The sequence below is a fragment of the Streptomyces sp. NPDC025618 genome (genome assembly GCF_055558795.1).
The window spans coordinates 82839-103563 of record NZ_JBVHLW010000007.1 but is presented as its reverse complement, the minus strand read 5'-3'; the positions used below and the strand labels follow the sequence as shown (position 1 = coordinate 103563).

The 20725-nt window shown below is 72.8% G+C and carries 18 protein-coding genes; 11 read left to right on the top strand and 7 right to left on the bottom strand.

The features are described from left to right. Nucleotides 1-53 precede the first annotated feature (53 nt). The 3 genes from ACZ4A5_RS09575 to ACZ4A5_RS09565 form a co-directional block, all read right to left on the bottom strand. Entirely contained in the window at nt 54-1859 is a 1806-nt protein-coding gene (locus ACZ4A5_RS09575) for an ABC transporter substrate-binding protein (RefSeq protein ID WP_467580436.1), read from the bottom strand. A 47-nt stretch (nt 1860-1906) separates the two neighbouring features. After that, nucleotides 1907-2884 (bottom strand): ABC transporter permease, encoded by a 978-nt coding sequence (locus ACZ4A5_RS09570; protein ID WP_467580433.1) that lies wholly within the window; start codon nt 2882-2884, stop codon nt 1907-1909. 315 nt (nt 2885-3199) lie between these two features. After that, nucleotides 3200-5317, bottom strand: coding sequence for a S9 family peptidase (locus ACZ4A5_RS09565; RefSeq protein ID WP_467580430.1), 2118 nt, complete (start codon nt 5315-5317; stop codon nt 3200-3202). Nucleotides 5318-5503: 186 nt separating this feature from the next. Here ACZ4A5_RS09565 and ACZ4A5_RS09560 point away from each other — a divergent pair, with 186 nt between their 5' ends. From ACZ4A5_RS09560 to ACZ4A5_RS09520, 9 genes are all read left to right on the top strand, one after another. After that, nucleotides 5504-5698, top strand: coding sequence for a hypothetical protein (locus tag ACZ4A5_RS09560; protein WP_116213708.1), 195 nt, complete (start codon nt 5504-5506; stop codon nt 5696-5698). Between the two features lie 71 nt (nt 5699-5769). Then, nucleotides 5770-6663: an N-acetyl-1-D-myo-inositol-2-amino-2-deoxy-alpha-D-glucopyranoside deacetylase gene (gene mshB, locus ACZ4A5_RS09555; protein WP_467580425.1), complete on the top strand. Its 894-nt coding sequence runs from the start codon at nt 5770-5772 to the stop codon at nt 6661-6663. 5 nt (nt 6664-6668) lie between these two features. After that, nucleotides 6669-7049: a DUF6113 family protein gene (locus ACZ4A5_RS09550; protein ID WP_398870492.1), complete on the top strand. Its 381-nt coding sequence runs from the start codon at nt 6669-6671 to the stop codon at nt 7047-7049. 306 nt (nt 7050-7355) lie between these two features. Further along, the gene (locus ACZ4A5_RS09545; RefSeq protein ID WP_467580422.1) at nt 7356-9986 is read left to right on the top strand and encodes a DNA polymerase III subunit gamma/tau domain-containing protein; all 2631 of its coding nucleotides are present in this window, start codon (nt 7356-7358) and stop codon (nt 9984-9986) included. A 165-nt stretch (nt 9987-10151) separates the two neighbouring features. Further along, nucleotides 10152-11105 (top strand): ABC transporter ATP-binding protein, encoded by a 954-nt coding sequence (locus tag ACZ4A5_RS09540; RefSeq protein WP_467580417.1) that lies wholly within the window; start codon nt 10152-10154, stop codon nt 11103-11105. After that, complete coding sequence (locus tag ACZ4A5_RS09535; RefSeq protein ID WP_467580414.1) at nt 11102-11845, top strand: ABC transporter permease; 744 nt, start codon at nt 11102-11104, stop codon at nt 11843-11845. Before ACZ4A5_RS09540 ends, ACZ4A5_RS09535 begins: the two co-directional genes overlap by 4 nt. 36 nt (nt 11846-11881) lie before the next feature. Beyond that, nucleotides 11882-13090 (top strand): sensor histidine kinase, encoded by a 1209-nt coding sequence (locus tag ACZ4A5_RS09530; RefSeq protein ID WP_467580411.1) that lies wholly within the window; start codon nt 11882-11884, stop codon nt 13088-13090. A gap of 316 nt (nt 13091-13406) precedes the next feature. Beyond that, entirely contained in the window at nt 13407-14048 is a 642-nt protein-coding gene (locus tag ACZ4A5_RS09525; protein ID WP_467580408.1) for a response regulator, read from the top strand. A gap of 99 nt (nt 14049-14147) precedes the next feature. Next, entirely contained in the window at nt 14148-15260 is a 1113-nt protein-coding gene (locus ACZ4A5_RS09520; RefSeq protein WP_467580405.1) for a PP2C family protein-serine/threonine phosphatase, read from the top strand. Nucleotides 15261-15341: 81 nt separating this feature from the next. Here the strand turns inward: ACZ4A5_RS09520 and ACZ4A5_RS09515 are convergent, their stop codons facing one another. Both ACZ4A5_RS09515 and ACZ4A5_RS09510 read right to left on the bottom strand, forming a co-directional pair. Then, a complete protein-coding gene (locus ACZ4A5_RS09515) occupies nt 15342-16187 on the bottom strand; it encodes a transglutaminase family protein (RefSeq protein WP_467580402.1) in 846 nt (281 codons plus the stop codon). 72 nt (nt 16188-16259) lie between these two features. Beyond that, nucleotides 16260-17258, bottom strand: a complete 999-nt coding sequence (locus ACZ4A5_RS09510) for a GNAT family N-acetyltransferase (RefSeq protein WP_467580399.1) — start codon at nt 17256-17258, stop codon at nt 16260-16262. 114 nt (nt 17259-17372) lie between these two features. Here ACZ4A5_RS09510 and fdxA point away from each other — a divergent pair, with 114 nt between their 5' ends. Both fdxA and dapC read left to right on the top strand, forming a co-directional pair. Further along, complete coding sequence (gene fdxA / locus ACZ4A5_RS09505; protein WP_030366150.1) at nt 17373-17702, top strand: ferredoxin; 330 nt, start codon at nt 17373-17375, stop codon at nt 17700-17702. Nucleotides 17703-17801: 99 nt separating this feature from the next. After that, nucleotides 17802-18899 (top strand): succinyldiaminopimelate transaminase, encoded by a 1098-nt coding sequence (gene dapC, locus ACZ4A5_RS09500; protein WP_467580395.1) that lies wholly within the window; start codon nt 17802-17804, stop codon nt 18897-18899. 77 nt (nt 18900-18976) lie between these two features. Here the strand turns inward: dapC and ACZ4A5_RS09495 are convergent, their stop codons facing one another. After that, entirely contained in the window at nt 18977-19390 is a 414-nt protein-coding gene (locus ACZ4A5_RS09495; RefSeq protein WP_398870328.1) for an ATP-binding protein, read from the bottom strand. Between the two features lie 287 nt (nt 19391-19677). Beyond that, the gene (locus ACZ4A5_RS09490; RefSeq protein WP_467580393.1) at nt 19678-20607 is read right to left on the bottom strand and encodes a VldE C-terminal domain-containing protein; all 930 of its coding nucleotides are present in this window, start codon (nt 20605-20607) and stop codon (nt 19678-19680) included. Nucleotides 20608-20725 lie beyond the last annotated feature (118 nt).

Here is a 20725-nt window from a genome sequence, read left to right as displayed (position 1 = left end):
GGGGGGGGGGGGGGGGCCGCGCCCCCCCCCCCCCCCCCCCACGGGGGCCGGCGCTATTTGACGTAGACGCCGGTCGGGTCGGCGGTGCCGTAGACCGGGTGGTAGCGGACCCCGCCGAGGTTCGAACCCCACAGCGCGAACTGCCGGTTGTAGAAGGTCGGCACGCCCGGGACGTCGTCCGTGAAGATCTTGTCCGCGAGCTTCTGCCACTCGGGCGCGGCCTTCTTCACGTCCGGGACGGCGTTGATCCGGTCGATCTCCTTGTTGACGGCGACGTCGTTGAGGTGACCGTAGTTCTGGGCGCCGTCGGCGATCCCCCGGCCGTCGAAGAGCGGGGGCACCACCGTCGAGGAGACGGGCCAGTCCGCGCCCCACGAGGTGCGGTAGATGTCGAACTTGTTCTTCACCTCGGCGATCGCGGTCTGCCAGGTGTTGGAGTCGATCTCCTTCTTCTGCACTTTGAAGCCGGCGCGCTCCAGCGCCTGGGTGACGACCACGGAGACCTTCTGCTGGAGGTCCGTGTTGGGGTAGGCGTAGACGATCTCCTGCCCCTCCTTGCCGGCCTCCTTCAGCAGCTCCCTGGCCTTGTCCGGGTCACCGGCGGGCTTGGCCTTCTTGCCGTACGGGTCGGTCGGCTGGTAGCCGTCCATGGCGGGGGAGAGGTAGTTGGTGGCCAGCACCCCGGCGGTCGTGCCGCCCATCTGCTGGAGGATCTGCCCATTGGGCATGGCGTACGCGAGCGCCTTGCGGACCCTGACGTCCTTCAGCCGGTCCATGTTGAAGCTGATGTAGTCGACGTACGGCTGGATCTCCACGAAGCGGCGGTTCTTGGTGTCCGGCTGGTTCAGCACCTTCTCCGTCATCTCCGGCGCGACGGCGTTGGTGAACGACATGGTGTTCTTGTCGCCGCCCTGGTCGGCGAGGAAGCGCCGGGTGGAGTCGGCGAGCTGATGGCCGAAGCTGATCTCGAACCGGTCGGCGTACTGGTGGCGCACGGGGTCCGTCCTCGGGTCCCACTGGTCGTTGCGCACCAGCGTCAGCGACTTGCCGACCTTGTAGTCCCCGACCTTGTACGGGCCCGAGGAGAAGGGCGCGTTGTCGTACTTCCGCTGGGTGTCCTTCGCCGCCTTGACCGCGCCGATGTTGGGCATCGCGGTCGCGAAGGGCGTGTCCGCGTGCGGCGCCCGGAAGTGGAGGACGAGCGTTTTGTCGTCCGGGGTGTCCAGCACGGACGAGGGCAGGTGCGCGCCCTTGTACGGACCGTCGGGCAGCGCCTTGCGGAAGGCGGTGCCGTCGCCGGAGAGCCACTGCGGGATGTACATCGGGCCGTCCGTCTCGAAGGCGGCGTAGAGCCGCTCGATGCCCCACCGGACGTCCTGGGAGGTGATGGCCGAGCCGTCCTCGAACTTCAGGCCGTCCTTGAGGGTGAACGTCCAGGTCTTCCCGCCGTCGGAGGGCGTGCCCGCGTCGGTCGCCAGATCGCCGACGACCTTGACCTTGCCCTGGTCGTCCACCTTGTACGAGGTCAGCGAGCGGTTGTAGAGCATCTGGTTGGTGAGCATGTCGCTGTAGTAGATCTGCGCCGGGTCCAGGTGGACGAAGGCGTCGCGCTGGAGGACGCCTACGGTGCCGCCCTTCTTGGCGCCGGGGACCTCGGGGGCGGGGCCGGCCGAGTCCTCCTTGGTGCCGATCGAGTAGTTCGAGGCCCTGTTCTTGTCCGCGCCGGGCCCCTGGTCCTTCGCCCCGTCCCCGCCGCCGCCTCCGCTGCTGCACGCGGAGAGCACCAGGGCCCCGGCCGCCAGGGCCGCGGCGCCGCACCACCGCGCTCTCGACCTGCGATATCTCGTCAACGCGTCCATGGGTCGATGCACCTGCCTGTTCGTCGATAACTGGTAGGGCGCCTGCGTCAGCGCCCGGTCCGGGGGTCGAAGGCGTCCCGGACCGAGTCCCCGAGCAGGTTGAAGGCGACCACGAAAATGATCATCGCGAGGCCGGGGAAGAAGATGTAGGTGATGTCGCTCTCGTAGTAATGGGCGCCGTTCGCGAACATCCGGCCCCAGTCAGGGGTGGGTTCCACGATGCCGACGCCGATGAAGGACAGGCCCGCCTCGATGGTCACGATCGACGGCAGCATCAGCGTCGACTGCACCAGGATCGGCGTCCAGAGATTGGGCAGCAGCTCCTTGCTGATGATCCGCCAGGGGGAGGCTCCGGTGACCTTGGCCGCCTCGACGAACTCCCGCTCCCGCAGGCTCAGTACCTGCCCGCGCAGCAGTCGCGCCAGCCCCATCCAGCCCAGCACCCACAGGACGAGGATCAGGGTGACCACCCGCAGATAGGTGGGTGTCTCCTTCTCCGGGCTGACGAAGAGGGAGTAGACGACCGGCGTGAAGGCGATGAAGGACAGCTGCGAGGGAAAGGCCAGCAGCAGGTCGATGAACCGCCCCAGGAAATAGTCCGTCCGCCCGCCCAGATATCCGGCCGTCACCCCCACCAGGACGCCCGTGATCACACACAGGACGGTGGAGGCGGTCGCGATGAGCAGGGAGGTGCGGATCCCGTAGACCAGCTGGGTCAGCACGTCCCGGCCGAGGGTCGGCTCGATGCCGAACCAGAAGCGGCCGGACATGCCGCCGTTGGGCTGCACGGGATAGCCGAATTCGTTGAGCAGGCCCTGCTCGTTCAGCCCGTAGGTGGTCGTCGCGTCCTTCCCGTAGAGCTTGGAGATCAGCGGAGCGGCCAGGGCGACGAGGAAGAAGAACAGCACGACGTACGCGGAGATCACCCCGGCGCGGTCACGCTTGAACCGGCGCCACATCAGCCGGCCGGGTGAGCGGCCCGCCAGCTCCGGTTGCGCCAGGGTGCTCAGGGAAGGACTCGTCATTGCGTAAATCCCCCGCACTGTAGACCAGTTGGCCCATCGCGGACCTGGAGCGCACGGTGGGTTGAGCGGACTTTGGCAATGGATTCGCGGCGCAGTCAAGGGGTCTGCGCGCGGAGGCGGCGCTTCTTGGGTGAAGGTTGAGGGGATCGAGCGCGGGCCGTGCTTGACAGCCCTTCGGGCTGTGGGGGCCGGGGAGTTGCTTCTGCGGGCCGTCGTGTTCCTGCACCACCGCCGCGCGCCGGTGTCCTCGATCGCCGGACGGGCTTGATGTGGCTGACGTGCCGATCCGATCCCGTCCGGCGAGAGGAGCTCCGGCTACATGCCCAACGACCGCTTGAGGAAGTCGACCTGGAGGAGCAGGAGGTTCTCCGCGACCTGCTCCTGCGGCGTCATGTGCGTCACCCCGGAGAGCGGCAGCACCTCGTGCGGGCGGCCCGCGGCGAGGAGGGCGGAGGACAGCCGGAGGGTGTGGGCCGCGACCACGTTGTCGTCGGCGAGGCCGTGAATGATCATCAACGGCCGCGCCTGCCCGGCCGTCTCGCCCAGCCCCTCGTCGGTGACCAGCGAATTGCGGGCGTAGACCGCGGGCCGCTCCGCCGGGTCGCCGAGATAGCGCTCGGTGTAGTGGGTGTCGTACAGCCGCCAGTCCGTGACCGGGGCGCCCGCGATGCCCGCGTGGAAGACGTCGGGGCGGCGCAGCACGGCCAGCGCCGCGAGATAGCCGCCGTACGACCAGCCGCGGATCGCGACCCGGCCCAGGTCCAGGGGGTACTCCTCGGCGAGCGCCCGGACCGCCTCGACCTGGTCGTCCAGGGTCACGCCCGCGAAGTCGTCCCGGACCGCCTTCTCCCACCCGGGGGAGCGGTGCGGGGTGCCGCGGCCGTCGGCGACCACCACCGCGAAGCCCTGGTCGGCGAACCACTGCGAGGTCAGATGGGCGTTGTGCGCGGCCACCACGCGCGGCCCGTGGGGTCCGCCGTACGGGTCCATGAGCACCGGAAGCGGCCCGTCACCCTCCGCGTAGCCGGCCGGCAGCAGGACGGCGCACGGGATGCGCCGCGCGCCCGCCTCAGTGAGCCGCGCGCGGGAGGCCAGCACCGGCGCTTCCGCGTGGGAGGTGACCGTGGCGGTCCGCACGCCGTCGCGCAGGACCCGAACCGTCGCCCCGCTGTGCTCCAGCGACGTCGACACCAGGACGGTCACCGCGCCGGACCGCACCGCCGAGTGCCACCCCCGGCCCTCCGAGACGCGCTCCACGCCGTGCTCGCCGACGCGGTAGACATGGGTCTCGCCGGTCTCCGGCTCCTTCGCCTCCGGCCCGGCCGAGGCGGAGACGAGCAGGTCGCCGGGGCCGACGTCGAGTACGGCGCGGACGTGCAACGCCGGTCCGGTCAGGGCCCGGCCGCCCACCGTCAGGGCCCGTACGCCGCCCTCGTCGGAGATCCGTACGAGCCGGCCGTCCGGGGTCCAGGCGGGCGCGCCAGGGAAAAGATCCAGCCAGTTTGCGTCCTCCTCCGTGTGCAGGACGCGGGTGGCGCCGGTGGCCGTGTCGACGGTCAGGAACACCTGGCTCCGCTGGTCGCGCGCCTGTGCGAGCAGCAGCGGCGGATTGCCCTGTGACCAGTGCACCTGTGCCAGATAGGGGTAACGCGCACGGTCCCACTCGACGTCCGTGCGCGAGCCGTCGAGGCCCAGCAGCGACAGCGTCACCTCGGCGTTGGGTGTGCCGGCCGCCGGATAGGCGACCTCGGCGGGCTCGCGGTCCGGATGGGCCGGATCGGCGATCCACCAGCGCCGTACGGCCGCGTCGTCCACACGTGCGACCAGCAGGGACTCCCCGTCCGGCGCCCACCAGAAGCCGCGTGTGCGGTGCATCTCCTCGGCCGCGATGAACTCCGCCAGCCCCCAGGTCACCGTGGCGCTCTCCGGCTCGGCCAGGGCGCGGTCGCCGCTGCCGTCCGCCTCGACGACCCGCAGCGCGCCGCCCGCCGCATAGGCGATCCGGCGGCCGTCGGGCGACGGGCGCGGATCGGCCACCGGGCCGGGAACGACCAGCTCACGGGCGGTGTCGCCGCGCAACTCCGCGATGAACAACCGCCCCGAGAGGGCGAACGCCGCCAACTCCACGGCGCTGTCCACCGCATAGCCGATGACGCCCGCCGCGCCCTCGCGGCTGCGCTCGCGCCGGGCCCGCTCCTCGGCCGACAGCTCCTCGTCCGCGCCGCCCAGCAACACCGCGGGATCGGCGGCCGGATGCTCCCGTCCGGTCGCGGGGTCGAGCACCCACAGAACGTTTGCCCGATCGAAACCGGTGCGGGAGCGCAGGAAGACGACACGTGAACCATCCGGCGACACGGTGAATGAGCGCGGCGCGCCGAGGGAGAAGCGCTGGGTTCTGGCGTACTGCCGTGGGAATGTGAGCTGTCCGGTCATGCCGGCGAGCCTACGGCGAGGGCGGCGCGATCTCGCCGTGCGCCCCGGATTTGCTCCTGTGCACCGAGTGAGGTTGGGGCACCGGAAAGTTATGATCACTGACGCATAGTTGGTATCTCGCGGGTGGCATCCGTATGCCGTCCGTCCCTTGTCCGTCCGACCGCGCGTACATGGAGGTGAACCGCTGTGGCACTCTCGATTTCGGCGGTGGTGCTGCTGGCGATCATCGTCTTCCTGCTGGTCCGGAAGTCCGGGCTGAAGGCGGGCCACGCCGCGGTCTGCGTGCTGCTGGGGTTCTACCTCTCGAGCTCGTCGATCGCCCCGACGCTCAACCAGCTGACCAAGAGCGCAACCGACGTCATCAGCAACATCAAGTTCTGAACGGCCCGCGGGCGCCGGCGACAGTGCGGGCGGGCGCCCCGCGGGGCCGGTCGGACTCGTAGGCTGTTCCCATGACCGACAGCTTCCCCTCGACGGGCCGCCGGCTGATCCTGGTGCACGCGCACCCGGACGACGAATCGATCAACAACGGCGCGACCATGGCCAAGTACGCCGCCGAAGGGGCCCATGTCACCCTCGTGACCTGCACCCTCGGTGAAGAGGGCGAGGTGATCCCGGGCGAACTGGCACATCTCGCCGCCGACCGGGACGACGCCCTCGGGCCGTACCGCGCGGGCGAGCTCGCCGACGCCATGCGGGAGCTGGGCGTCACCGACCACCGCTTCCTCGGCGGCCCCGGGCGTTATCGCGACTCCGGCATGCTGGGCGCCCCGCAGAACGAGCGCCCCCAGTCCTTCTGGCAGGCCGACGTGGACGAGGCGGCCACCTCCCTCGTGGAGGTGATCCGCGAGACGCGGCCCCAGGTGCTGGTCACCTACGACCCCGAGGGCGGCTACGGCCACCCCGACCACATCCAGGCGCACCGCGTCGCGATGCGCGCCGTGGAGCTCGCGGGGGAGAGCGCCTTCCGCCGCGACCTCGGCGACCCGCACGACATCGCGAAGGTCTACTGGAACTGCGTGCCGCGCTCCGTCCTGGAGGACGGCTTCGCACGGCTGCGCGAGTTGGGCGTCGGCAAGCCCTTCCCGGGCATCGCCGCCGAGACGGACGTGCCGGGTGTCGTCGACGACGCCGAGGTGACGGCGGCGATCGACGGCTCCGCCCACGCCGAGGCCAAGGCGGCCGCGATGCGCGCCCACGGGACGCAGATCGTCGTGGACGGCCCCTTCTTCGCGCTCTCCAACGACCTGGGGCAGCCGCTCCTCGCCACCGAGTACTACAGACTCGCGAGGGGCACCGCGGGTGCCGAGCGCGAGGACGACCTGTTCGCGGGGGTGGACGCGTGAGCGGCATGGCCTCACCGATCGGCGCCGCGCGCATCGGCTCCTACCTCGGCCTCACCGTCCTCGGGGCGCTGGCCGGGGCCGCCGGATCACTGGTGCAAGGCGGCTGGTTCCCCGGCGGGTTGACGCTGGCTCTGCTGGCCATCGCCGGGCTGAGCTACGGCGGGCTGCTGGCGACCCGCACCCGCGGCGGCGGCATGGCGCCCGGGATCGGCTGGATCGTCGCCGTGCTGCTGCTGACCGCGAGCAGACCGGAGGGCGACTTCCTCTTCAGCGCCGGACTGGGCTCGTACGCCTTCCTGCTGGGCGGGATGGCCGTGGCTGTGATCTGTGCCACGCTCCCGAAAGTGCCGCAACCGGACGGGCCTTCAGTCCGACTTGGCAAGTGACGTGACGATTTCTGCCTGAGGAGCGCGAGGCGCGAAGGCGCGCCCCGTGCTCCCTGCCGCCGGGGGTATCCGGCAGCCGTCAAGTGCGTATCCGCGGTGCCCAGTATGGTGGTGCGCGCCGCCGAGCCGCCCGAACGAGGTCATGACGGGCGGCGGAGCTAACCGGGAGAACCTGCTTTGAGCCGTGAATCTGACAGTTCGTCCTCCGGGCCCCAGGGGCGCGGTGGCGCCGCTTACCCGTCGGGGACCCCGCCGTACGGAACCCGTCACGCGTCCTCGGACGGTGGCGGCAGCGAGGAGCCGGCCGTGCCGCCGAAGCCGGAAGAGCCCAGGACCGAGACCACGCTGACGACGCGGATCCGCATCAACATCCCGGGTTCGCGCCCCATTCCGCCGGTCATCATGCGCACGCCCGTGGCTGACGAGGCGGCCGAGGGCGACAACGCCCCGGCGGCGCCCGGCGCCCCGGCCGCGCCCGCCGCCGAGCGCAAGCCCGCGCTGCCCCGCCGCCCCGAGCCGTCCGCGGCCCCGGCGCGCGCGGAGGCCGAGCGTCAGGGGGGTGGCAAGGGCGAGAAGGAGAAGACGAGCGACTGGTTCGCGCCGCGCAAGTCCGGCCCGTCCGCCCCCGGCCCCTCGACCGGCGCCAACCGGCGTCCGGGTACGCAGGGCGGCGCTGTCGGCGGTGCGTCAGGCGGCGGCTCCGGCGTGGCCGGTGGCTTCGGCGGAGGTTCCGCTTCCGGTGGCACCCCGAGCGGCGGCGTCCCCCGGCAGGCACCCGTGACCGGTGCCCCGGACCCCTCGACCACCGCCGCCACGCCCTGGCCCGCCGACCCGCTGGCCACCGGCGCGAACCCCGTGATGCAGGCACCCCCGGCCGTCGCCGCGCCCCTGGACGACTGGCCGCTGGACGCCTCCACGACCAGCGCCACGCCCTGGCAGAACGGCGGCCCGGCCGCCCCCGGCGCCCCCGCCGACGACTGGCCGGGCAGCCCCTCCACCACGGCGGCGACCCCCTGGCCGGGCGGCGCCCAGGCCACGGGCGCGCCCGCCCCCGCCGACGACTGGCCGCTCGACGCGTCCGCCACGGGCGGCACGCCCTGGCAGGGCGACGCCGCCTCGACCGGGCGTGCCGCGCGCCGTTCCGGTTCGCAGGACGACGACTGGCCGGGCGGTTCCTCGACGACCGGTGCCGTACCGCAGCCGCCCGCGCCCGGTGGCGCGGCGCCGTGGCCCGGTGGAGCGCCCACGACGGGGAGCCCGCAGGTCGACGACTGGCCGGGTGGCTCCTCGACGACCGGTGCTGTGCAGCAGCCGCAGGCGCCCGGTGGTGCCGGCGTCGGTGCTTCGCAGGTCGACGACTGGCCGGGCGGTTCCTCGACGACCGGTGCCGTCCCCGGCGCGTCCACGACGGGCGGCACGCCGTGGCCCGCCGACCCCATGGCCACGGGCACCCCGGGCGCGAACCCGGCGGCCGGTGCCGCGCCGTGGAACGAGGCCGTGGAGTCCACGCAGCAGTTCCCCGCGCCCGCCATGGGCCGGAACGGCCTCGCGGATCCCTTCGCCCCCGCTCCGCCCGGCGGCGGCGCCTTCGCCGACGGACGTACGGACACGCCGCGCGAAGGCTTCCCGCGCGTCCCGGCTCCGGCCACCGGCGCGCAGGCGGGCCCGCAGGCCCCCGCGGGCGCCCAGGCGCCGAAGCAGGCCAAGGGCGGCCCCAAGGGCCCCAAGGGCGGCGGCAAGAAGGGCGGCGCCAAGGTGCCCCCGCCCGGCGGGCAGAAGGCGGCCGGCGAGACGCTCGTCAGCGGCGTGCCCGTCGTGCCCCCGCCCGCGGGCCCCGGCGCCAAGGCGCCCGTGGACAGCGGCGCGCCCCGCGTGGCCGTGCCGAAGCCGAAGGTGCCCGCGCCCGGCGCGGCGTCCTCCGAGACCAAGAGCGCACCGGCCAAGGGTGCCCCGGCCAAGAGCGCGCCCGCGAAGAGCGCCCCGAAGAAGAAGGGCCGCTCCAAGCTCGTCCTGGCCGGTGGCGCGCTCCTCGGCATCGTCGGTGTCGCGTACGGCGCCGGGCTGCTGCTCGACCACGCCGACGTGCCGAACGGCACCACCGTGCTGGGCGTGGCCATCGGCGGCAGCTCCAAGGAGCAGGCCGTGCAGAAGCTCGACTCCGCCCTCGGCGACCGCGCGACGGCGCCGCTGAAGGTGTCGATCGGCGGCAAGCAGGCGACGCTCAAGCCGGCCGTGGCCGGCCTGACCATCGACACGCAGGCCACGGTGCGGGCGGCGGCCGGGCGGGACTACAACCCGCTCACCGTCATCGGCTCCCTCGTCGGTGGCACCCGCACGGCGGAGCCCTCGATCGGCGCCGACGAGGAGAAGATCGCGGACGCCCTGAAGCGGGCCTCCGGCGAGACGGGCGCCGCCAAGGAAGGCACGATCAAGTTCGAGGCGGGCAAGGCCGTGCCGGTCTACGGCCAGGCGTACCAGGGCCTGGACACCGACAAGGCCGTCGCCGCCGTCGCCCAGGCGTACCGTGACCGGGCGGCCACCGGTCAGGACAAGACCGTGGAGCTGCCCAGCGCGGACCAGCAGCCGAAGGTCAGCAAGGCCGAGGTCGACCGGGAGATGCAGAGCTTCGCGATTCCCGCCATGTCCGGCCTGGTCACCGTGCAGACCGACCCGGCACACAAGATCCAGTTCGGCCCCGACCACTCGCTGCCGAAGATCCTTTCGGTCAAGGAGGTCGACGGCAAGCTCGTCGACAGCTACAACCTCGAAGCCGTCAAGGAGCTGTACGGGACGACCTTCGCGGGCGTCCGCATCCAGCGCGGTGACGGCAGCAAGACCGAGGTGACCCCGCAGGACGTCGTGGGCGCCCTGCGCAAGGCCCTGCTGGGCAAGACGCCCGCCGAGCGCGTCGGCGTCATCCCGCTCAACCCGAGCTGACGAACACCGTCGGACCGAGCGAGCCCCCGTGCCCCACCCGGCACGGGGGCTCGCGTGCGTTCGGGGCTCGTGACCTGCTGGTTATCCGAACCATGACATCTGTCATCGGCAGCACACGACGGCTGACACTGCCGGGCGGGACCGCGGCCTGGAACCATCGTGGGTATGACCACTACAGCGAGCACGTTCACGGGGGAAGGGCGCCGCACCGGCGCCCCCGTGGTCAGCTTTGAGAACGTAAGCAAGAGTTACGGCGAGGTCCGGGCCGTCGCCGACCTGGACCTCCAGCTGTACCCGGGCGAGACCGTCGCCCTCCTCGGCCCCAACGGCGCGGGCAAGTCCTCGACCCTCGACCTCCTCCTCGGCCTGCGGACCCCCGACGCCGGCCGCGTGGAGCTCTTCGGGACCTCGCCGCAGGGGGCCATCGCCCAGGGCAAGGTCGGCGCGATGCTCCAGAGCGGCGGCCTGATGGAGGAGGTGAAGGTCCGCGAGCTCGTGAAGCTCGCCTGCGACCTGCACCCCCGGGCGTATCCGGTGCAGGAGGTCCTGGAGAAGGCGGACCTCACCGAGATCGCCGACCGCATGGTCAACAAGCTCTCCGGCGGCCAGGAGCAGCGGGTGCGCTTCGCCCTCGCCACCGCCGGGGCCAATGAGCTCGTCGTGCTCGACGAGCCGACCACCGGCATGGACGTCTCCGCCCGGCAGGCGTTCTGGAGCGTCATGCGGCAGCAGGCCCGGGAGGGCCGCGCGGTCCTCTTCGCCACGCACTATCTGGAGGAGGCCGACGCGATCGCCGACCGGGTGATCGTGCTCCACCGTGGGCGCGTGCTCGCCGACGGCTCGGCCGCCGAGATCAAGGCCAAGGCGGGCGCCCGCCGGATCGTCTTCGACCTGGACGGGCACATCGGCGAGGCCGCGCTGCGCGAGCTGCCGTTCCTGTCCTCCCTGGAGGTGTCCGGCCGCACCGTGCGCATCCAGTCGCACGACGCCGACGCCACGGTCCACGCGCTCTACGGCCTGGGTCTCTACCCGCGCAATCTGGAGGTCGCGGGCCTCGGCCTGGAGCAGGCCTTCATCGCCATCACCGACGCCGCGACCGCCGAGGAGGCGGCCCGATGAACACCCTGATCAAGCTGGAAATCGCGCGCACCCTGCGCAACAAGAAGTTCATGTTCTTCTCCGTGGTCTACCCCGCGGGCCTGTATCTGCTGATCGCGGGCGGCGCGAGCTCCACGGAGATCGTCAAGGGCACGCACCTGACGCTGCCGCTGCTGATGATGGTCTCCATGGCCTCCTTCGGTGCGATCACCGCCGTGCTCGTGGGCAACAGCGAGCGCATAGCCAAGGAGCGCGAGAAGGGCTGGGTGCGCCAGCTGCGGCTCACCGCGCTGCCGGGCCGCGGCTATGTGACGGCGAAGGTCGCCTCCGCCGCCGTGGTGTCCCTGCCGTCGATCCTGGTGGTCTTCGCCATCGCCGCCCTCGTCAAGGACGTGCGGATGGACGCGGCCTGGCAGTGGTTCGCGCTGACCGGCGCGATCTGGGCGGGCAGCATCGTCTTCGCCGCCCTCGGCGTGGCGGTCGGCTATCTCGCCACCGGCGACGCCGTGCGCCCCATCACGATGATCATCTACTTCGGCCTGTCCGTGCTGGGCGGCCTGTGGATGCCGACCGCGACCTTCCCGAAGTGGCTGCAGAACATCACCGAGTGGGTGCCCACCCACGCCTACGCCGCGCTCGGCCAGGCCATCGAGCAGGGCGACGCGCCGCACCTGAAGGACGTCTCCATCCTGTTCGCCTACCTTGTGATCTTCGCCGGTGCGGCCGCCTGGCTGTACCGCAAGGACACCCACAAGGCCTGACACACCGATGCCGTCGGCCGTGAGGAAGGAAGAGCGATGAGCGTGCTCGTACGCTGCCGGGAGTGGTGGCGTGGGGTCCTCGCGGCCGACGACGAACCGGTGGAGTTCAACGGCATCGGCACCCGGCCCGACACCCGCCGCCAGGCGCTGGTCAAGCTGGCCTGGGTCGGGATCTGGTTCGCCTATCTGGCCGCACCGGCCGAGGACGTCCTCGGCGACCACCACACGATGGCCGCCGACATCCTCGGCGGCCTGGGCCTGCTGGCCTTCGTCCTCGTCTATGTCGCCCTCGTCTTCCAGAAGACCTCGCGGCCGATGGACGAACGGGTGCTTCCCGTGCTCGCCCTGCTGCTCGGGATGGCCGTCGTGCTGTCGCTGACGCTCGGCGCCCCCTGGCTCGTCCTCTTCGTCTATGTGTGCGTCGGCTGCGGCGCCGGCCTGCCGACGAAGGTGTCGCGCTTCGCGATCCTGCTGGCCATGGGCGTGCTGTTCGCCGTCGGGCTCAACATCCCGGACACCGACACGTTCCTGCCGGTGCTCGTCCTCCCGGCGCTGCTCGGTGGCTTCGCGATGGTCGGCGTGCGGCAGATGGCCCGCACGACGAGGGCGCTGCGCGAGGCGCGGGCCACCGTCGCCCACCTCGCCGCCAACGAGGAGCGGCTGCGGCTCGCCCGCGATCTGCACGACCTCCTCGGCCACTCGCTGTCGCTCATCACGCTCAAGAGCGAGCTGGCGGGCCGGATGCTGCCGGACAAGCCCGACCAGGCCGCGCAGCAGGTCGCGGACATCGAGCGGGTCAGCCGCCAGGCACTCGTGGACGTACGGGAGGCGGTGAGCGGCTTTCGCCGCCCCACCCTGGACGCCGAGATCGCCGGAGCCCGTACGGCCCTCGCCGCCGCGGGCGTCACCGCGGACCTCGACCGGGTCACCACCGGCCACCCCGACCTGCCGCCGGACGAGGAGGGCGCGCTGGCCTGGGCGCTCCGGGAGGCCGTGACCAACGTGGTGCGGCACAGCGGGGCGCGCCGCTGCGAGATCTCCCTGCTGGAGGTGGACGATGAGCTGTGCCTGACCGTCACGGACGACGGCCGGGGCCCGCAGGGCGCGTACGGCAACGGCCTCACGGGCCTGACGGAACGGCTCGCGCTCGCGGACGGCAGCCTCGAAACGGGCCCGGGCCCCAAGGGCGGCTTCCGCTTGCGGGCTCGCGTGCCGCTCTCGCGGAGCGTGGCGGTGGGCGCGTAGCGGTTCGTCCGGGGCCGGCCTGGTCGGCCGGGTGCGGGCGGTTCCATCCGCACCGCCTCCGGTGCCGGACGGGCTGGTGGCGGCTGATGCGATCCCGTAAGGCCCGGCCCGACCTCGGCTCAAGCCCCCTCGGCTACTGCTGGGAGGCCGGCTACCGCTGGGAGGCGCCCCGGCGGGCCGTGATCCGGCTCGGCCCGGCCGGCGAAGACGCGTGGGGGCGCCCCCGACGGGGGTGGGGGCGCCCCCACGGACCAGCACTCCGGCAGGCCGGCGGGCGTCGTACGGGGTGGCCTGCCCGAGCACCTACCCTGGCGCTGTGACCGAGCAGCCCAGCCCCGCCGTACCCGATCGCACCATCAAGGTGCTCCTCGCCGAGGACCAGTCCATGGTCCGTGAAGCCCTCGCCGCGCTGCTCGGACTGGAGGGTGACATCGAGGTCGTCTCCCAGGTCGCCCGCGGCGACGAAGTGCTCGACGCCGCGCGGGCGCACGCCCCGGACGTCGCCCTGCTCGACATCGAGATGCCCGGCATGACCGGCCTCGACGCCGCCGCGCTGCTCCGCCGCGAGCTGCCCGCGCTCAAGGTGGTCATCCTCACGACCTTCGGCCGCCCCGGCTATCTGCGCCGCGCGATGGAGTCCGGCGCGGAGGCGTTCCTCGTCAAGGACGCGCCCGCGGCCCAGCTCGCCGACGCCCTGCGCAGGGTGCTGCGCGGGGAGCGGGTCATCGACCCGACCCTCGCCGCCGCCGCGCTCGCCGAGGGCGCGAACCCGCTGACCGACCGCGAACGCGCCGTGCTCCGCGCCTCCGCCGACGGCTCGACCAACGCGGAGCTGGCGGCGGCCCTGCACCTCTCCCACGGCACCGTCCGCAACTACCTCTCCACGGCCATCCAGAAGACCGGGGCGCGCAACCGCGCCGAGGCCGTGCGCATCGCCCGGGACAAGGGCTGGCTGTAGCGGCGCGTCAAGAATCGGGCACTCTGTCGCAAGGCTGTCATATGGCCGTCGTAGGGTCCCTACGGAAGACGAGGACGCGAGGGGGAGGGGAACGCCGCCGTGCACATCAAGCGCGTCCCCGACGGCGGACGCGTTCTCACCACGCTGCTCATCGCGGGGATCGCCGTGCTGGCCGTGCTCGACTGCCTGACCGGCACCCGGCTGCGGCTCGCCCTGATCGCGAGCGTCATGCCCCTGATCGCCGCCCGGCTCTGCTCGCTGGGCCGCACGGTCGTCGTCGCCGTGGTCTTCGCGGCGGCCCAGGCGGTGACCCACTGTGTGATCATGCCGCACTGGGACACGGCGGGCGTGCTCGTGGCGGTCCTCGGCGCGCTCCTCGTCGCCGGCTTCTCCGTGGCCCTGTGCGCGGCGCTGCTGGAGCGTGAGGCGGCGTACGACCGGACGCGGATGGTCGCGGACGCCGTGCAGCGCACGATCCTGCGGGAGCTGCCCCTCACCGCCGGGCCGCTGCGGATCGCCGGGTTCTACATCTCCGCGCAGGAGGGCGCCCGGGTCGGCGGCGACATCTACGAGGTGGTGGAGAGCCCCGCCGGACAGCGCATCCTCATAGGGGACGTTCAGGGCAAGGGCATGCCGGCGATCGGGGCGGGGCACGCGGTGCTCACGTCGTTCCGGGAGGCGGCCTATCACGAGGCCGCGCTGGAGGCCGTCGCCGACCACATGGAAGGGGCGCTGCTGCGGCACAACAGCGCGCTCTCCCTGACCGGCACGGACGAACGCTTCGTCACCGCGCTGCTGCTGGAGGTCGGTCCGCCCGGCACGACGACCCGGGTGCTGTCCTGCGGCCACATCCCGTACTACGTCATCAGCGGCGACCGGGTCGAGGAGCGGCTCCCCGAACACTTCGGGCTGCCGCTGGGGCTCGGGCCGCTCACCGGCGCACCGCGCCGGGCCGTCGACTCGGCGGCCTGCCGTACGGACGCGTCCTCACCGGAGTGGCTGGTGCTGTGCACGGACGGCGTCACCGAGGCACGCGACCCGCGGGGCCGCTTCTACCCCTTGCGCGAGCGGCTCTCCCGCTGGGCCCAGCTGCCGCCGGCGGAACTCGCCCGCGCCCTCCGCGCGGACCTGGAGACCTTCACGGAGGGCGAACTCAAGGACGACGCGGCGGTCCTGATAGTCCGGGACGCGTCTGCCTGCGGCGGGCCTTGAACGTCTGCTGCGGGCCGTCCTGTTCCCGCACCACCGCCGCAGGCGGCAACGGAGCCGCACCCGACAGCGAACCTCACCACTTCAATTGAGCATGGCCCGCGCGGCCTGAGCCTCGCGGCGGACCGTCCGGGCCACCGTCGGCTCCAGGGCGTCGATCACCTCCGCGTACTCCTCCATCTCCCGCGCCCCGCCCACGAAGTCCCCGCGCTCCACCAGCAGCTCCGCCCGTTCGTACCGCAGCCGCGCCGGGTGGCTCGGCAGGAGGAGCGAGAGGTCGACCGCCCACAGCTGCACCTCGCTCCGCTCGGGGCGGGCCGCGGCCCAGGCGCGGATGTTGTTGAGGACGCGCAGCACGATCTCCAGCGGTTCGGCGGGGGAGAACATCGACGGCGTCAGCGGCGTCCCGGTCGCGCCCGCCACCAGCAGCCCGGCCTCGTCCTCGGACAGCGGCCGTCCGCCGTCGAAGGGGTCGGCCAGCACATGCGGCCCGTCCGGGTCGCCGAAGCCCACGACGAAGTGGCCGGGCAGCGCCACCCCGTAGACGGGGGCCCCGGCCCGCCGGGCCACCTCCATCCACACCACGGACAGCAGGATCGGCAGCCCGCGCCGCCGTCGCAGCACCTCGCCGAGGAGCGAGGACTCCAGCCGTCGGTAGTCGGCGGGGGAGCCGCGGAACCCGCAGCGCTCCCCGAGCAGTTCCGCGAGGGCCGCGGCCCACAGCCGGGGCGCGGCGGCGCGGCCCAGCGCGGGAAGCATCCCGGCCAGCCGGTCCAGCTCGATCTGCGCCGCGTCGATGGCGGCCTCGCCCTCCTCCGGGTTCGCCTCGGCCCCGATCAGGAGGCAGAGCGACGCGAGGTCGGGGCGGTCCTCCCGCGCCGCCTCCGCGAACCGCCGCCGTCGGCCAGTGGTGTCGTCGGTGTCATCCATAGGTCCTCGTACCCGCTCGGGGCGGTGGGGGAAAACACCCACCGCCGGTGTCCATGGTGCGCCTGTGACCGCCTATCCCCGTGGCGCGCGACGGTAGTGGTACGTGTGGTGCGTGGTGAAGCCGAGCCCGTCGTAGAGCGCGTCCGCCCCGCCGTTGTCCGTCATCACCTGGAGGTACGCCGCCGAGGCGCCCTCGCTCAGCGCCCGCTCGGCCAGCGCGGCCATGACCAGGGTCCCCAGGCCCTCCCGGCGCCGGGCCGGGTCCACGTCCAGTCCGGAGAACCCCGCCCACCGGCCGTCGACGACGCAGCGCCCGATGGCCGCGGGCCGCTCTTCGCCCGGCACGGTCGCGAACCACACGGAGGGACCGCCCGTCAGCACCGCCAGCGCGTCGGCGGCGGACGCGGAGGTGCGCCCGTACGCCCGCAGCCACGCCTCGTCCGGCTCCCGGGAGAGCAGCACCCGGCCGGTGTCGGCCGCGGTGTCGGCGAGGGGGGCCAGGGCGGCCGTGCGCACCACGGCGTGCCGCTCGGCCGTCCAGCCGCGCCGCGCCAGCTCCGCGTCCAGCCGTTCGTCCTCGGCCGCGTCGCCGGTCGTGACCTGCACGACCGCGGGCAGGCCGCGCTCCCCGTACCAGGCGACGACGCGCTCCACGGCCCGCGGCAGCGGCATCCCGCAATCGCCCAGGGGCAGCACCGAATTGGCCCGGGCGGTGAAACCGCCCGCGGCCCGCAGCGTCCAGCCGCCCAGCGCCGCCGTCTCCCGCGCGGGCCAGCCGCGCGTCGCGATCTCCTGGAGCTCCCGCACCGTCGTGGCCGGTCCGCGCCTGCGGGCCGGAGCGGCCGGGATCACCTTGCCCGCGACGAGCGAGGACTCCTCGATCACCACCGTCTCACCGGTCCGCCGTGTGATCCGCAGCACACCTCCGTCCCAGGAGTCGAGCACCCCGACGGTGTCCGTGAAGCGCTCGGGGGACCGTCCGGGGTCGTTCAGCCGTCGGACAGATACCCTTTTTCCCACATCGGCGGTACTGATCCGGACTTCCAGCCGTCCGCCCGTGGTGAATTCCACAGCTCTCCTCGCCCCTCTTGTTCGTCAACTGCCCGGGAACGGAGATACTAGGTGTGGGCATCGACGACGCCGCGCTCCCGCGCGAGATGAGCCCTACCGAGGAGGAACGACAGCGTGACCTACGTCATCGCGCAGCCTTGTGTCGACGTGAAGGACAAGGCGTGCATCGAGGAGTGCCCCGTCGACTGCATCTACGAGGGCTCCCGGTCCTTGTATATCCACCCGGACGAATGCGTCGACTGTGGTGCCTGTGAACCGGTCTGCCCGGTCGAAGCGATTTTCTACGAGGACGACACTCCTGAGGAGTGGAAGGACTACTACAAGGCGAACGTCGAGTTCTTCGACGAGCTCGGCTCGCCCGGTGGTGCCTCCAAGCTCGGTCTGATCGAGCGTGACCACCCCTTCATCGCCGCGCTGCCGGCGGACATCAACCCCGAGCACTGATTCTCGCGGCAGCCACCACGGCCCCGTACGGCCCTCGCGCCGTGCGGGGCCGCGGCATTTGATCCGAGCACCCCTTTGCAAGAGAGCGAGCGAGCACCCGTGGGCGCAGTCTCTTCCCGTCTTCCCGTCTTTCCGTGGGACCGGCTCGACCCGTACAAGGCGACGGCCGCCGCCCATCCCGACGGCATCGTCGACCTGTCGGTCGGCACCCCCGTGGACCCCGTGCCCGAGCTGATCCAGCGGGCCCTGACCGACGCCGCCGACAGCCCCGGCTATCCGACGGTGTGGGGCACGGCCGCGCTGCGCGACGCGCTCACCGGCTGGGTGGAGCGCCGCCTGGGCGCCCGGGACGTGACGCACGCCAACGTCCTGCCCGTCGTCGGCTCCAAGGAGCTGGTGGCCTGGCTGCCGACGCAGCTCGGGCTCACCGCGGGCGACAAGGTCGCCTATCCGCGGCTCGCCTACCCCACCTACGAGGTCGGCGCGCGGCTCGCGGGCGCCGAGCCCGTCGTCTACGACGACCCGTGGGACCTCGACCCGGCCGGCGTGAAGCTGCTGTGGCTCAATTCCCCGTCGAACCCCACCGGCCGGGTCCTCACCGCCGACGAGCTGCGCCGGGCGGTCGCCTGGGCGCGCGAGCACGGCGTGCTGCTCTTCAGCGACGAGTGCTATCTGGAGCTGGGCTGGGAGGCCGACCCGGTCTCGGTGCTGCACCCGGAGGTGTGCGGCGGCTCGTACGAGGGGATCGTCGCCGTCCACTCGCTCTCCAAGCGCTCCAACCTGGCCGGCTACCGCGCCGCGTTCCTCGCCGGTGACGCCGCGGTCCTCGGCGAGCTGCTCCAGATCCGCAAGCACGGCGGCATGATGGTCGCCGCCCCCGTCCAGGCGGCCACCGTGGCGGCACTGGGGGACACCGCGCACGTCACCGAGCAGCGCGAGCGCTACGCGCGCCGGCGCGCGGCCCTGCGCGCCGCGCTCGAGCGCGCGGGCTTCCGGATCGAGCACAGCGAGGCGTCGCTGTATCTGTGGGCCACGCGCGACGAGCCGTGCTGGGACACCGTGGCGGACCTCTCCAAGCGGGGCATCCTGGTCGCGCCGGGCGACTTCTACGGAGCGGCGGGCGAGCGGTTCGTCCGCGTCGCGTTCACGGCCACGGACGAGCGGGTGGCCGAGGCGGTACGGCGGCTGTCCGCCTGACCGGGGACCGCACCCCGCACGCGAAGCGAGAGGGCCCGGGAATCGCTCCCGGGCCCTCTCGCGTGGCGAAAGACGGATCAGTGGCCGAGCGGCAGGCCGCCGGTCGGCAGTCCACCGGTGGGCAGGCCGCCCTTCGTCGCGGTCTCCGCCGTGCTGCCCACGACACCCGCGGCCGAGCCGCCGAGGTCGCCCGCCACCTTCTGCGCGGCCGGGGTGGTGCTCTGGGCGGTCTTGCCGAGCGTGTCCGTGGCGCCCGGGGCGGCGGTGTCCACGGCCTTGTGGCCGACCGCGGCCGTCGCGACTCCGGCCTTGTGGGAGGTGGCCGCGATGTTGTTGCCCAGGCTCGCGCCGTCCACGGTGCTCAGGCCGCTGAGCTCAGGGGCCTTGAAGTCCGCGGCGTTGGCTGCTCCTGCCGCGCCGATGACGGGTGCGGCACCGGCGGCGACCAGCAGGGCTACCCGGGCGATCCGACGCGAAAGGGGGAGGGACATGATGCTCCTTTTGGCGGAGTTGACGACGTTAGCTGTCCGGCGAGCGGACGCAGTGACTACCGCGTGAGAGCCTCGAAGGTTGCGGTGCCCGAAGGTAAAGCCTTGGCAATGCGTCGCATTATCGGTTTCGGGAATTCCCGGGCAAATCGCGCAGGGTGCGACGTTGTCCTAAAGGCGTACAAGCCTTTAGTCGCAAGGGGCTTGGGAGCGGTCGGACGGGCTCCGCGGGGCATGCCGGATTTCCGCCCGCCCGCCGGGCGGATACCCCGCAGGAGGGGCCCCTCGTACTACTGAACGGTGGTGATCCGGACCTCTGACGACGGGGAGGCCGCGGCGTCCTTCGTCACGCGCCAGCCGGCACGGGAGTCCTCGGCCGTCCACTCGCGGCCGGCGAAGTCGATGCGCTCGATCCGCAGTTCGGAAGCGTGGGCCATGGCCCACGACGCCAGCTGCCAGCCCCGCCGCGTGGGCGCGTCGTCCGGCGCGTCCGTCGTCGACGTCGCGGGCACCGCCACCGTGCGGGCGGCCGTGCCCGCCGCGCCGTTGGTGCCCGCGCCCCCGGTGCCGTCCGTGGCCGGCAGCACCGTCGCGCCGAACTCGCGCCGCAGCTTGGTCCGTACCGCCGAGGGGTCCCCGTGCTGACCGTCCGCCGGGCTCGTCGTGCAGCTGAAGGCGGCCTCCGCCCGGCCCGTCAGGCCCGACGCCAGCAGCGAGGCGTCCGGCTCGTGCTTGGCGTACGCCTGCGGGAAGCCGCTGCGCTGCACCTTCTGCGCGGCCACCGTCAGCGGCAGCCGCGAATAGCCGGGCACCTGCACGAGGTGGTCGTAGAACTTCCCCGCCGCGTACACCGGGTCGGTGATCTGGTCCGCCGTGCCCCAGCCCTGCGTCGGGCGCTGCTGGAACAGGCCCAGCGAATCGCGGTCGCCGTGGTGGATGTTGCGCAGCCCCGACTCCTGCATGGCCGTCGCGAGCGCGATCGTCACCGCGCGCTCCGGCAGCCCGCGGGCGGCGCCCACGGCCGAGATGGTCGCGGCGTTCACCGCCTGCTCGGGCGCCATCGCGTACGACGCGCCGTTGGCCCGCACGGTGCAGCGGGGGGCGCCGGGGCCGCCCGTCACCAGCTGGGCCACGCCGTAACCGATCAGCGCCAGCAGCACGGCGCAGGCGGCCACGACGCGCAGCAGGCGACCACGGCGGGTGACGAAGATCCGGGACATGCGGCAAACGTTACTGGAGAGATATGAGAATCATGAGGGCCGTGCCCCGGGCCGCACTCAGGGGCCCTCCGCGCGGGGATCCGCCGGATTCTTCCGGCCGGGGCCCGGCCCCGCGGGG